This window comes from Clavibacter davisi (assembly GCF_052751415.1).
In genome coordinates this window covers 1,020,394-1,033,463 of the sequence record NZ_CP199882.1, presented here as the reverse complement: position 1 = coordinate 1,033,463, position 13,070 = coordinate 1,020,394, and the positions used below count along the sequence as shown (strand labels likewise).

Genomic DNA, 13,070 nt, shown 5'->3' with positions numbered 1-13,070 from the left:
CCTGCTATGGCGTCGAGACGGACCGCACCTCGACCTCGCCGGACACGATCCGGGCCTTCAGCGCGTCGAGCTCCGACTGCAGCCCGGCCGGCACCGAGGCGGCGAGGTCGTGGTACCCCGCGAGGCCCACGCCGCCGTTCGCGAGCGTCCCGACGTACGGCTCCGAGGAGAAGGACCCCTTCTGGTCGTCCCCCACGATGTCGACCACGGCCTGTCCGGTGTCCTTGAGCACGCTCGTGAGCAGGAGCGGCCGGTACTCGGCGGGAAGCGTGTCGTAGCCGTCGTTGTCGACCCAGATCAGCTTGCCGCTGCCGTGCGCGAGGATCGCCGACGCGGCACCCTCCCCCACCTGCCCGGCGACCGGCATGATGACGTCCGCGCCCTGGTCGAGCAGGTTCTGCGTGGTGGTCTGGCCCTTCGACACGTCCTCGAAGTCGCCCGTGAAGGTGCCGTCCTGCGCCGCCGCGTCCCAGCCGAGCGCCTGGACGCTCGTGCCGTGGGCCTGGTTGTAGGCGGCGACGCCGTCGACGAAGCCGTCCATGAAGAGGGTGACGGGCGGCTGGTTGCCGCCGCCGAAGGTGCCGACCTTGCCCGTCTGGCTGACGCCCGCCGCGAGGTAGCCCGCGAGGTAGGAGGCCTGAGCGGTGTCGAAGACGAGCGGCTTCACGTTGGGGGCGTCGACGACCTCGTCGACGATCGAGAAGTGCACGTCGGGGTTCTGGGCCGCCGCCGCCGTGGTCGCCTCGGCCAGCTCGTAGCCGACGGTGAGCACGAAGCCGCACCCTGTGCCGACGGCCTGCTGGACGTTCGGCGCCAGGTCGGTCTCGGACGTCGACACGAGCACGTCGGCCTGGATCCCGAGCTCCTGCTCGGCGCGCTGCAGACCCTCCCAGCTCGACTGGTTGAAGGAGCGGTCCTGGAGGCCGCCCGAGTTCGTGACCATCCGGGCGCAGTACCCGCTCGCGGCAGCCGAGGTGGCGCCGGGCTCGGGGGCCGCGCCGCATCCGGCGAGGACCGCGGCGGAGAGGAAGGCGATGGACAGGGAGGCGGCGCGCGCGAGGCGGCGGATGCGGGGCATCCCCGGAATCTAACGGCGCGGCTCTCGGGCCTCTCGGCCGCCGGAAACCCCCGGAGGGGTTCGTTACCCGTTCGTTACAGGACGTCCGTCCCGCCGCTGAGCTTGAGCGCGTCCACCACGCTCTTGACCCGCTGCGCGTTCTCCTTCGTGGTGACGAGGAGCGCGTCCGGGGTGTCGACGACCACGATGTCGCGCACGCCGATGAGGCTGATCACGCGCTTGCTGTTCGCCACCACGATGCCGCTCGACGCGTCGGACAGGACGCGCGCGTCCTCGCCGAGGATCACGAGGTCGGACTTCCGCCCGTTCGAGTGCATCTTGGCCACGGACGCGAAGTCGCCGACGTCGTCCCAGGCGAAGCGGCCGGGGATCACGGCGAGGGCACCGCGCGCGGCCGCGGGCTCGGCGACCGCGTAGTCGATGGCGATCTTCTTGAGGTTGGGCCAGACGCGGTCGACGACGAGGCCGCGGTCGGCGGTATCCCACGCCTCGGCCAGCTCGAGCACGCCCTTCAGCAGCTCCGGCTCCGTGCGGCCGAGCTCCTCGAGCAGGCGGTCCGCGCGCGCGATGAACATGCCCGCGTTCCAGAGGTGCGTGCCGCCCTTCACGTAGCCGCGGGCGACCCCGATGCTGGGCTTCTCCACGAACGAGGCGACCTCGAGGGCGTGCGGCGCCTCCGCGATGCTGAGCGCCTTGCCCGTGTGGATGTAGCCGAACCCCGTGGCGGGCTCGGTGGGCGTGATGCCGATGGTGGTGATGTAGCCGGCGTCCGCCGCGATGACGGCCTCGCGCACGGTGTCGCGGAAGCGGTCGGGGTCGGCGATGACGTGGTCGGCGGCGAATGAGCCGATGATGACGCCCGGCTCCCGGCGCTCGAGGATGGCGGCGGCGAGCGCGATGGCCGCGGTGCTGTCCCGGCCCTCGCTCTCCAGCACGACGTTGAGGTCGGCGAGCTCGGGCAGCTGGGCCTCGACGGCGGCGCGGTGGGCGCGGCCGGTGACGACCATGATCCGGTCCTCGCCGGACAGCGGGGCGAGGCGCTCCCACGTGTCCCGGAGGAGCGTGCGGCCGGATCCGGTGAGGTCGTGCAGGAACTTCGGGGCGTCGGCGCGCGACAGGGGCCAGAGCCGGGAGCCCACTCCCCCAGCGGGGATGACGCTGTAGAAACGGGAGATCGCGCTCGTCTGCTCGGCCATGGGCCCACCCTAGTAGAGGGCCCGGAGCCCGCTGGATGCGCCGAGTTCACGCGCCGGCAAGGGCGCGTTCACGACGCCGCGGGGCCGTATTGGGCGCCGGTGCCTAGCGTCGGCGGCATGCGCGTAGCCGTCGTCAGCGAGAGCTTCCTCCCCACCGTCAACGGCGTCACCACGAGCGTCTGCCGTGTCCTCGAGCACCTGCGGGACCGCGGGCACGAGGTGCTCGTCATCGCCCCCGACGCCGGGGCGCCCGCGGAGTTCGCGGGCTTCCGGGTGCACGGCGTGCCCGCCATCGCCTACCGGCAGTTCCCCGTCGGGATCCCGAACCCCCAGGTGCTGCGCCTCCTGACGGACTTCGCGCCGGACGTGCTGCACGCGGCCTCCCCCCTCTTCCTGGGCGCGCAGGCCATCGCCGCGGCGACCCGCATCGACACCCCGTCGGTGGCCGTGTTCCAGACCGACGTCGCCGGCTACGCGCGGCGCAACGGCCTCGCCGCGACGGCGCCGTACGTGTGGCGGCTGGTGCGGTGGATCCACCAGGGCGCCGACCTGACGCTCGCGCCGTCGAGCGCCGCCGCCGCCGACCTCGCCGCCGCGGGCGTCGAGCGCGTCGCGCGCTGGGGCCGCGGCGTGGACCTCGACCGCTACCACCCGCGCAACCGGGCGATGGGGGACGCGGTCGCGCTCCGCCGCCGGGTCGCCCCGGACGGCGAGACCGTCGTCGGCTACGTGGGACGGATCGCCCCCGAGAAGCAGCTCGAACGCCTGCAGGCGCTCCGCGGGCTGCCCGGCGTCCGCTTCCTCATCGCGGGCGACGGCCCGAGCCAGGCCTCCGCCCGACGCGCCCTCGCGGGCATGCCCGTCACGTGGCTCGGGCGGGTGGGAGGACGCGAGCTCGCCGCCGCGTACGCCGCGATGGACGTGTTCGTGCACACGGGCACCGAGGAGACGTTCGGGCAGACGGTGCAGGAGGCGCACGCCTCCGGCCTCCCGGTCGTCGCCCCGCACGCGGGCGGGCCCATCGACCTCGTCGCCCACGGCACCGACGGGTTCCTCTTCGACCCGGCGTCCCCGAGGGACGCGGACCTGCGGCGGCTGGTCGCCGAGCTGACCGCCAGCGAGCCGATGCGCCTCCGCATGGGCGAGGCCGGCCGCCGCGCGGTCCTCGGCCGCTCGTGGGCCACCATCGGCGACGAGCTGATCGGCCACTACGGCCGCGCCGTCTCCGCGCGCCGGTCGTCGCTCGCCTCGGTGGATCCGACGGCGCCCGACGCCGTGCCCGTCGGCGCCTGACACCGCCGCCCGGGCAGCGGGTCGTCCTCGCCGCTTAGGGTCCCCTAACGGGCGACCGCCCGGGACCGGCCGTAGACTCGTCAGGACGCGCAAAGACGGCGCGGAAGGGGCTCCGCCCACGGAGCACCAGCATCAGGGAGGGTCGTTCCGTGTCCATCAAGACGGCAGGAACCCGGGCACCGCAGAGTTCACGCGCACCGAAGGTCCCCGCCGGGACGCTGTACCGGGGCCGCGAGGGCATGTGGTCGTGGGTGCTGCACCGCATCACCGGCGTGTCCATCTTCTTCTTCCTCCTCGTGCACGTGCTCGACACGAGCCTCATCCGGGTCAGCCCCGAGGCGTACAACGCGGTCATCGGCACGTACAAGAACCCCGTCATGGGCATCGGCGAGGTCGCCCTCGTCGGCGCGATCGGGTTCCACGCGCTCAACGGGCTGCGGATCATCCTCATCGACTTCTGGCGCTTCGGCGCCAAGCACCAGCGCCTCATGTTCTACGTGGTCATCGGCCTGTGGGTCGTGCTCATGGCCGGCTTCGTGCCGCGCCACCTCATGAACGTGTTCAGCGAAGCGGGATGGATCTGATCATGAGCGACATCGCACAGCAGGTGAGCATCGAGCGTCCGCGCCAGCCGCGTCCGCGCCCCCAGGGCGGGATCAACTGGGAGAAGTGGGGCTGGATGTACATGCGCGCCTCGGGCGTCGTGCTCGTCGTGCTCATCTTCGGCCACCTCTACGTCAACCTCATCAACGGCGAGGGCATCAAGGCCATCGACTTCGCGTTCGTCGGCGGCAAGCTGTCGGACCCGTTCTGGAAGGTGTGGGACATCGCGCTGCTCTGGCTCGCGGTCATCCACGGCGCCAACGGCATGCGCACGCTCGTCAACGACTACGCCGCGTCGCCCCGCACCCGGACGATCCTCAAGGGCGCGCTGGTCGCGTCCACGGTGGTCCTCATCGTGCTCGGCACGCTCGTGGTCTTCACGTTCGACCCGTGCCCCGCCGGCCAGCCCGCGGACCTCCTGCCCTCCTTCTGCGGCGACATCTGATCCCCGCCGCCCATCCGCCTCGAGAAAGAAGCCTGTGACCACTGAGACCGCGACCCCCGGTTCCGAGCCCTCCACGAGCACCATCGTGGACGGCGTCCACTACCACCAGTTCGACATCGTGATCGTGGGTGCGGGCGGCGCCGGCATGCGCGCGGCGATCGAGGCGGGACCGCAGGCGAACACGGCCGTCATCTCGAAGCTCTACCCCACCCGCTCGCACACGGGCGCGGCGCAGGGCGGCATGGCCGCGGCGCTGGCGAACGTCGAGGAGGACAGCTGGGAGTGGCACACCTTCGACACCGTCAAGGGCGGCGACTACCTCGTCGACCAGGACGCGGCGGAGATCCTCGCCAAGGAGGCCATCGACGCGGTCATCGACCTCGAGAACATGGGCCTCCCCTTCAACCGCACGCCCGACGGCAAGATCGACCAGCGGCGCTTCGGCGGCCACACGGCCGACCACGGCAAGAGCCCGGTGCGCCGCTCCTGCTACGCGGCCGACCGCACGGGCCACATGATCCTGCAGACGCTGTACCAGAACTGCGTCAAGTTCGGCATCAACTTCTTCAACGAGTTCTACGTGCTCGACCTCGTCATGGCCGAGGTCGACGGCAAGGAGCAGCCCGCGGGCGTCGTGGCGCTCGAACTCTCGACCGGCGAGATCCACGTCTTCCAGTCGAAGGCCGTCATCTTCGCCACGGGCGGCTTCGGCAAGATCTACAAGACCACCTCGAACGCGCACACCCTCACGGGCGACGGCGTCGGGATCATCTGGCGCAAGGGCCTGCCGCTCGAGGACATGGAGTTCTTCCAGTTCCACCCGACCGGCCTCGCGGGCCTCGGCATCCTCCTGTCGGAGGCGGCGCGCGGCGAGGGCGCGATCCTCCGCAACAGCGAGGGCGAGCGCTTCATGGAGCGCTACGCCCCCACCATCAAGGACCTCGCGCCCCGCGACATCGTCGCCCGGTGCATGGCCACGGAGATCCGCGAGGGGCGCGGCGCGGGCCCGAACAAGGACTACGTCTACCTCGACATCACGCACCTCGAGCCCGCCGTCATCGACGCGAAGCTCCCGGACATCACCGAGTTCGCGCGCACGTACCTGGGAGTCGAGCCCTACACGGAGCCCGTGCCCGTGCTCCCCACCGCGCACTACGCGATGGGCGGCATCCCCACGAACATCAAGGCCGAGGTCCTCTCGGACAACACGACCGTGGTGCCCGGCCTCTACGCGGCCGGCGAGTGCGCGTGCGTGTCGGTCCACGGATCCAACCGCCTCGGCACCAACTCGCTCCTCGACATCAACGTGTTCGGCAAGCGCGCGGGCAACTACGCGGCCGAGTACGTCAAGACGGTCGACTTCACGCCGCTGCCCGCCGACGCGGCCGACTTCGTGAAGGGCCTCGTCGAGGGCGCGCGGAACTCCAACGGCACCGAGCGCATCTCGACGCTCCGTCGCGAGCTGCAGGAGTCGATGGACCGCAACGCCCAGGTGTTCCGCACCGAGGACACGCTGATCGAGGTCACCAAGGTGATCGCCGACCTGCGCGAGCGGTACACGAACATCCAGGTGCAGGACAAGGGCCAGCGCTTCAACACCGACCTGCTCGAGGCCATCGAGCTCGGCTTCCTGCTCGACCTGGCGGAGGTCGTCGTGTACTCGGCGATGTACCGCAAGGAGAGCCGCGGCGGCCACTTCCGCGAGGACTTCCCCAAGCGGGACGACGAGAACTACATGGTCCACACCATGGCGTACCTCACCGGCGACGCGCACAGCACCGACGCCGGCGACCACATCAAGCTGAGCACGAAGCCCGTGGTCATCACGAACTACCAGCCGATGGAGCGGAAGTACTGACCCGCGGGGTCAGCGCCGCCGCACGTCACCGCACCACCTACGGAATAGGAACGCACCCGTGAGCACCGCAACCCTGGACGCACCCCCCGCCGGAGAGGCCTCGGCCATCCCCACCTTCACGGTGACCCTCATCATCCGCCGCTTCATCCCCGGCCAGGACGCCGAGCCGAGGTGGGAGGACTTCGACGTCGAGGTGTACCCGACCGATCGCGTCCTCGACGCGCTGCACAAGATCAAGTGGGAGCAGGACGGGTCGCTGACCTTCCGCCGCTCCTGCGCGCACGGCGTGTGCGGATCCGACGCGATGCGCATCAACGGGCGCAACCGCCTGGCCTGCAAGACGCTCATCAAGGACCTCGACATCGACCAGCCCATCTACGTGGAGGCCATCAAGGGCCTGCCGCTGGAGAAGGACCTCGTCGTCGACATGGAGCCGTTCTTCGAGTCGTTCCGCGACGTGCAGCCCTTCCTCATCTCCAACACGAAGCCGGAGAAGGGCAAGGAGCGGATCCAGTCCGCCGCCGAGCGCGCCCGCTTCGACGACACCACCAAGTGCATCCTGTGCGCCGCGTGCACGTCGTCGTGCCCCGTGTTCTGGACCGACGGCCAGTACTTCGGCCCGGCCGCCATCGTCAACGCGCACCGCTTCATCTTCGACTCGCGCGACGAGTCGAACGTGCGCCTCGACATCCTCAACGACAAGGAGGGCGTGTGGCGCTGCCGCACGACCTTCAACTGCTCCGAGGCGTGCCCGCGCGGCATCCAGGTCACGCAGGCGATCGCCGAGGTCAAGCAGGCGATCATGCGCGGCAAGGCGTAGCGCCGCCGCTCCCCCGCACGCGCACGGCCCCGCCGCTCCTCGGAGCGGCGGGGCCGTCGTCGTGTCCGGGTGCGCGTCGCCCGGGCCGCCGATCAGCGGTCGGCGAGGATCCGCTCGGCGGCGGCGCGCGCCTCCGCGGCGGTGCGCGTGGTGAGCACGGCCTCGGCGGCCGAGCGGGCGTCGTCGAGGGTGCGGCGGCTGAGCTCGAGGCGGACGTCCGCGAGGGCGGCCGGGGTCATCGAGAGGCTCGTCGCGCCGAGGCCCACGAGGACGACGGCGAGGAGCGGATCCGCCGCGGCCTCGCCGCAGATGCCGACCGGGGTGCCCGACGCCCGGCCCGCGTCGCCCAGCGCGCGTACGAGGCGGAGGACGGCCGGGTGCCACGGGTCCTGGTAGGACGCGACGGAGCCGAGCATCCGGTCGGCGGCCATCGTGTACTGCGTGAGGTCGTTGGTGCCGATGCTCACGAAGTCGGCGACCTCGACGACCTGGTCGGCGAGGAGCGCGAGCGACGGCACCTCGGCCATCACGCCGACGGTGCGGAGGCCCAGCTCCCGGCCGAGGTCGACGAACCAGGCGGCCTCCTCGGCGTCGGCGACCATGGGCGCCATGACCCAGAGGTCGGCGTCGGTGGCGGCGTCCGCGGCGGCGAGGGCCGTGAGCTGGTCGCGGAGGATCTCGGGGGCGGCGCGCAGGGCGCGGAGGCCGCGGAGGCCGAGCGCGGGGTTCTCCTCGTGCGCGCCGGTGAGGAACGCGAGCGGCTTGTCGGCGCCGGCGTCGAGCGCGCGGACGACGACCTTGCGGCCGGGGAAGGCCGCGAGGAGGGCCGTGTACTGCACGGTCTGCTCCGCGACGGACGGCGCCTCGGCGGCGTCGAGGAACAGGAACTCGGTGCGGAAGAGGCCCACTCCCTCGGCGCCGAGCTCGACGGCGCGCGCCGCCTCGGCCGGGGATCCGAGGTTGGCGAGGAGCGGGACGGGCGTGCCGTCGGCCAGCGCGCCGTCCGTGAGGGGCGCGGCGAGCGCCTCCTCGCGGGCGCGGATCCGGTCGAGGGCGTCCTGGCGCTCGGCGTCGTCCGGCTGCGCGATCACGACGCCCGCGGCCGCGTCGACGACGACCTCGTCGCCCTCCGCGAGGTCGGCCGCTCCCCTCGCCCCGACGATGGCGGGGATGGAGCGGCTGCGGGCGAGGATCGCGGTGTGGCTGGTGGGGCCGCCGTCCGTGGTGACGAGGGCGAGCACGCGGTCGAGCTCGAGGAGCGCGGTGTCGGCGGGCGCGAGGTCGCGCGCGACGAGCACGAAGGGCGCGTCGGCCGTGGGGATGCCGGGCGCGGGCACCCCGCGGAGCCGGGCGATGACGCGCTGGGCGACGTCCGCGAGGTCGGCCGCGCGCTCGGCCATGTAGCCGCCCATGCCCGTGAGGAGCTCCTGGAAGGTGGCGAACGCCTCGAACACGGCGCGCTCACCGGAGCGGCCCTGGCCGACGAGGCGGCCGACCGAGTCGAGGAGCGCGGGGTCGCGCGCCATGAGCGACTGGGCGTCGAGCACGTCCTTCGCGTCGCCGCCGGCGCGGGCACCCCGCTCCGCGAGGTCGTCGGCCGTGGCGGCGAGCGCCTCCGAGACCCGGGCGACCTCGGCCGCGGCGTCGCCCGTGAAGGGATCCGTGGTGGGCTCGGGGAGCGGGTCGGGCATCCGCATCACGGACCCGACGGCCACTCCATGTCCGACTCCGATACCGGTGATGCGCACGGGGACTCCTCGCTCGGGTGCGGCCGCGCGCACGGACGCCGTGCGCGGGTGGGCTGTCCGGTGGGGCTGCCGGAACGGCCCGTCCACGCTAGCAGGGGCCCGGAGGCCCGTATCCTCGGGGCATGACCGCCCCCGACGGCCGCGGACGGCCCGAGCGCCCCGCACCCGGATCCCCCGCGACCGGCGCGACGCCCACCGCCGACGGACCGGCCCCCACCGGCATCCCCGCACTGATCGCCCGGGTCATGGAGCTCAAGCCCGTGCGGGTGTTCCTCGCCTACGGGGCCGCGGGCGGGCCGATCCTCGCCGCCGGCATGTCGTACCAGGCGGTCTTCGCGGTGTTCGCGGCCCTCGCGGTCGGCTTCTCGGTCGCGGGATCCGTGCTGGCGGGCAACCCGGCGCTGCTCGAGTCGCTGCTCACGCTCATCCAGGGCGCGGTGCCCGGGTTGTTCGGCCCGGGCGGGGCGATCAAGGACCCGGAGGCGCTGCTCGCGTCCGATGCGGTGCGGACGACGGGGATCATCGGCTCCATCGGCCTACTGGTCACCGCGCTCGGCTGGCTGGCCTCGACGCGCGACTCCGTGCGCCGCATCTTCCAGCTGCCGCCGCCCACCACGTTCTTCCTGCTCCTCAAGGTGAAGGACCTGGGGCTCGCCCTGGTGTTCGCGCTCGCGATGCTGCTCTCGGCCGCCCTGTCGGTCGTGAGCACGGGCCTCCTGGGCTTCGTCTTCGGCCTCGTGCAGGTGCGCGAGGACTCGCTGCTCGCGATCGTCGTCGGCCGCACCGTGGGCCTCGCGCTCGTGCTCGCGCTCGACACGGCCGTGCTGGCGGGCGCCTACCGGATCCTCTCGGGCGTCCGGATCCCGCGACCGCAGCTCCTGCAGGGCGCGCTCCTCGGCGGCGTCGCCATGGGCGTCCTCAAGGTGCTCGGCACGGCGCTCCTCGGCGGGGCGAGCCGGAACCCGCTGCTCGCGTCGTTCGCGGTGATCATCGGCCTGCTGATCTGGTTCAACCTGATCTGCCAGGTCATCCTGATCTGCGCGTCGTGGATCGCCGTGGGCATGGCCGACAAGGGCATCGACGCGCGCGACCTCACGCCCGAGCAGCTGGAGGAGGAGCGGCTCGCGGAGCTCGACGCGGCCCGCCGGATCCTCGAGGAGGAGGAGCGCGAACGGGCCCGGGAGCGGTACGCCCGGTCGCGCGGGCTGCGACGGGTCCTGCTCCGGCTGCGCGGCGAGCACCGCCGTTAGGATCGAGACCATGCCCTCGAACCTCCGCGTCGCGTCCATCAACACGAACGGCATCCGGGCCGCGTTCCGCAAGGGCATGGGCGACTGGCTCGCCACGCGCGACGTCGACATCCTGGCCATCCAGGAGGTCCGCGCCGAGACGAGCGACATCGAGGGCCTCCTCGGCCCCGAGTGGAACGTGCTGCACGACGCCGCGACCGCCAAGGGCCGCGCGGGCGTCGCCATCGCGAGCCGCCGCCGCGCGGAGATCCACCGCGTCGCGATCGGCGAGGAGGACTTCGACAGCGCCGGCCGCTGGCTCGAGGCCGACTACGACGTGGACGGCACGATCGTCACGGTCGTGAGCGCCTACGTGCACTCCGGCGAGGTCGGCACCCCGAAGCAGGACGAGAAGTGGAGGTTCCTCGACGGGATGGAGCGGCGCCTGCCCGAGATCGCGCGGCACTCCGAGCTCGCCGTCGTCGTGGGCGACCTCAACGTCGGCCACCGCGAGCTCGACATCCGCAACTGGAAGGGCAACGTGAAGCGCGCCGGGTTCCTGCCGCGCGAGCGGGGCTACCTCGACCGGATCCTGGGGCCCGCCGGCGAGGAGGTCCAGGGCGTCGACGGATCTACCGGCCCCGGCCTCGGCTGGGTCGACGTGGGCCGCCAGCAGGCCGGCGAGGTCGACGGCCCCTACACGTGGTGGAGCTGGCGCGGCAAGGCGTTCGACAACGACACCGGCTGGCGCATCGACTACCAGCTCGCGACCCCGGCCCTCGCCGCGAAGGTCACCGGCTACGCGGTCGACCGCGCCGAGGCGTACGACCAGCGATGGTCGGACCACACGCCCGTCGTCGTCGACTACGCCATCTGATCCCCCTCCCCTCTCGCGCCGCATCCGGCGCCCCGAGCGCCTCGCGCTCCCCGAACGAAGGCATCGCCATGACCGCTCGTCCCGTCCTCTTCTCCGGCATGCAGCCGTCCGCCGACTCGCTGCAGATCGGCAACTACATCGGCGCGCTCCTCCAGTGGAAGGAGCTGCAGACCACGCACGACGCCGTGTTCTGCGTCGTCGACCTGCACGCCATCACCGTCCCGCAGGAGCCCGCGGCGCTCCGCGCGAGCACCCGGCGCACGGCGGCGCAGTACATCGCGGCGGGCATCGACCCGGCCGTCTCGACGCTCTTCGTGCAATCGCACGTGTCGGCGCACACCGAGCTGGCGTGGATCCTCAACACGCTCACCGGCTTCGGCGAGGCCAGCCGCATGACCCAGTTCAAGGACAAGTCGCAGAAGCAGGGCGCCGACGCGACGACCCTCGGCCTGTTCGCGTACCCGACGCTCATGGCGGCCGACATCCTGCTCTACGGCACCGAGGTCGTGCCCGTCGGCGACGACCAGAAGCAGCACGTGGAGCTCACCCGCGACCTCGCGAAGCGCTTCAACGGGCGGTTCGGCGACGTCTTCCGGATCCCGGAGCCCATGATCCAGAAGGACACGGCCCGCATCTACGACCTGCAGGACCCGACGTCGAAGATGAGCAAGTCGTCCGCCAGCGACGCGGGCGTGGTGTGGATGTTGGACGAGCCCGCGAAGACCGCCAAGAAGATCCGCTCGGCCGTCACCGACACGGGCCGCGAGATCCGCTTCGACCGCGGCGAGAAGCCCGGCGTCTCCAACCTGCTGACGATCCTGTCGGCGTTCGAGGGCACGGCCGTGCCGGCGCTCGAGGAGCGCTACGCGGGCCGCGGCTACGGCGACCTGAAGAAGGACGTGGCCGAGGTCGTCACGGGCGTCTTCGAGCCGATCCGCGCCCGGACGCTGGAGCTGCTGGACGACCCGGCGGAGCTCGACCGCGTGCTCGCCGGCAACGCGGCGCGCGCCGAGGAGCGGGCGGACGCGATGCTCAGCCGGGTCTACGACGCCGTCGGCCTGGTGCGGCGCGCCCGATGACCCTGCGGCTGGTCCTGCTCGACCTCGACGACACGCTGGTGGACCACCGCGGCGCCGTGGCGGACGGGATCGCCGCGCACCTCGCCGCGCGGGGGCTGCTGGACGCGTCCGACGCCGTCGCGGTCGACGAGGCGGTGGCGCTCTGGGTCGCGCTCGAGGAGGAGCACTACCACCGGTACCTCGCAGGCGAGCTCGACTACCAGGGGCAGCGGCGGGCGCGCGTGCGCGGGTTCCTCGCCGCGCGCGGATCCGCCGACGCCGACGCCCTCGCGCACGACGACGCGGCGACGGACGCCTGGTTCGGCGGATACCTCGCCGGCTACGAGGCGTCGTGGCGGGCGCTCCCGGGCGCGCACGAGGCGCTCGACGAGATCGCGCGACGGCACCCGGGCGTGCGCTTCGGCGTCGTGACCAACGGCGAGCGCAGCCAGCAGGAGCCGAAGATCGCCGCGGCCGGGCTCACCGACCGCCTCTCCCCCGTCGTCTGCTCGGGCGACCTGGGCATCACGAAGCCGGATCCGCGCATCTTCCTGCTCGCGTGCGAGGAGGCGGGCGTGGATCCGGCCGAGGTCTTCATGGTGGGCGACCGGCTCCGCACCGATGCGCTCGGCGCGGCCGACGCGGGCCTCGCGGGCGCCGTCTGGCTCGACCCCGACGCGGGCACGACGGATCCGGCGCGCGACCCCGCGGGCGACCCCGAGCGCGGCTGGCCCGACGTGCCGCCGGAGGACCAGGAGCGGGCGGAGCGCGCGGGCATCGTGCGCATCACCGCGCTCGGGCAGCTCGCCGACGCCGTGGACGCGCTGGCCGGCGCCTGACGCCCTCCCGCACCCGCGCCGCACAG

General features: G+C 72.6%; 12 protein-coding genes. 9 read left to right on the top strand and 3 right to left on the bottom strand.

Going from position 1 to position 13,070, the window contains the following annotated elements:
• Positions 1–4: 4 nt before the first annotated feature.
• Positions 5–1,078: a BMP family lipoprotein gene (locus tag ACU4ZT_RS04970; RefSeq protein ID WP_063071674.1), complete on the bottom strand. Its 1,074-nt coding sequence runs from the start codon at positions 1,076–1,078 to the stop codon at positions 5–7.
• 74 nt (positions 1,079–1,152) lie between these two features.
• Complete coding sequence (locus ACU4ZT_RS04965; protein WP_063071673.1) at positions 1,153–2,274, bottom strand: mannose-1-phosphate guanylyltransferase; 1,122 nt, start codon at positions 2,272–2,274, stop codon at positions 1,153–1,155.
• 117 nt (positions 2,275–2,391) lie between these two features.
• On the opposite strand from ACU4ZT_RS04965, the gene ACU4ZT_RS04960 reads away from it, so the two are divergent.
• The 5 genes from ACU4ZT_RS04960 to ACU4ZT_RS04940 all read left to right on the top strand — a co-directional run bounded on the left by ACU4ZT_RS04960 (position 2,392) and on the right by ACU4ZT_RS04940 (position 7,293).
• Entirely contained in the window at positions 2,392–3,567 is a 1,176-nt protein-coding gene (locus tag ACU4ZT_RS04960) for a glycosyltransferase family 4 protein (RefSeq protein WP_270979092.1), read from the top strand.
• Between the two features lie 149 nt (positions 3,568–3,716).
• Positions 3,717–4,151, top strand: a complete 435-nt coding sequence (gene sdhC / locus ACU4ZT_RS04955) for a succinate dehydrogenase, cytochrome b556 subunit (protein WP_081235003.1) — start codon at positions 3,717–3,719, stop codon at positions 4,149–4,151.
• 2 nt (positions 4,152–4,153) lie between these two features.
• Positions 4,154–4,615 (top strand): succinate dehydrogenase hydrophobic membrane anchor subunit, encoded by a 462-nt coding sequence (locus ACU4ZT_RS04950; RefSeq protein ID WP_063071672.1) that lies wholly within the window; start codon positions 4,154–4,156, stop codon positions 4,613–4,615.
• Between the two features lie 34 nt (positions 4,616–4,649).
• A complete protein-coding gene (gene sdhA, locus ACU4ZT_RS04945; protein ID WP_270979089.1) occupies positions 4,650–6,473 on the top strand; it encodes a succinate dehydrogenase flavoprotein subunit in 1,824 nt (607 codons plus the stop codon).
• A gap of 58 nt (positions 6,474–6,531) precedes the next feature.
• Positions 6,532–7,293 carry a succinate dehydrogenase iron-sulfur subunit gene (locus tag ACU4ZT_RS04940; RefSeq protein WP_063071670.1) on the top strand — a complete coding sequence of 254 codons (762 nt, stop codon included), beginning with the start codon at positions 6,532–6,534 and terminating at the stop codon, positions 7,291–7,293.
• A 92-nt stretch (positions 7,294–7,385) separates the two neighbouring features.
• Here the strand turns inward: ACU4ZT_RS04940 and ptsP are convergent, their stop codons facing one another.
• The gene (ptsP, locus tag ACU4ZT_RS04935; protein ID WP_445338184.1) at positions 7,386–9,041 is read right to left on the bottom strand and encodes a phosphoenolpyruvate--protein phosphotransferase; all 1,656 of its coding nucleotides are present in this window, start codon (positions 9,039–9,041) and stop codon (positions 7,386–7,388) included.
• A 122-nt stretch (positions 9,042–9,163) separates the two neighbouring features.
• Between ptsP and ACU4ZT_RS04930 the strand changes: the two genes are divergently transcribed.
• From ACU4ZT_RS04930 to ACU4ZT_RS04915, 4 genes are all read left to right on the top strand, one after another.
• Entirely contained in the window at positions 9,164–10,291 is a 1,128-nt protein-coding gene (locus ACU4ZT_RS04930; protein WP_414748213.1) for a YihY/virulence factor BrkB family protein, read from the top strand.
• A gap of 10 nt (positions 10,292–10,301) precedes the next feature.
• Entirely contained in the window at positions 10,302–11,147 is an 846-nt protein-coding gene (locus ACU4ZT_RS04925) for an exodeoxyribonuclease III (RefSeq protein WP_063071668.1), read from the top strand.
• Between the two features lie 68 nt (positions 11,148–11,215).
• Entirely contained in the window at positions 11,216–12,226 is a 1,011-nt protein-coding gene (gene trpS, locus ACU4ZT_RS04920; protein ID WP_414748214.1) for a tryptophan--tRNA ligase, read from the top strand.
• Positions 12,223–13,044: an HAD family hydrolase gene (locus tag ACU4ZT_RS04915; protein WP_414748215.1), complete on the top strand. Its 822-nt coding sequence runs from the start codon at positions 12,223–12,225 to the stop codon at positions 13,042–13,044. Before trpS ends, ACU4ZT_RS04915 begins: the two co-directional genes overlap by 4 nt.
• The last annotated feature ends 26 nt before the right edge of the window (positions 13,045–13,070 follow it).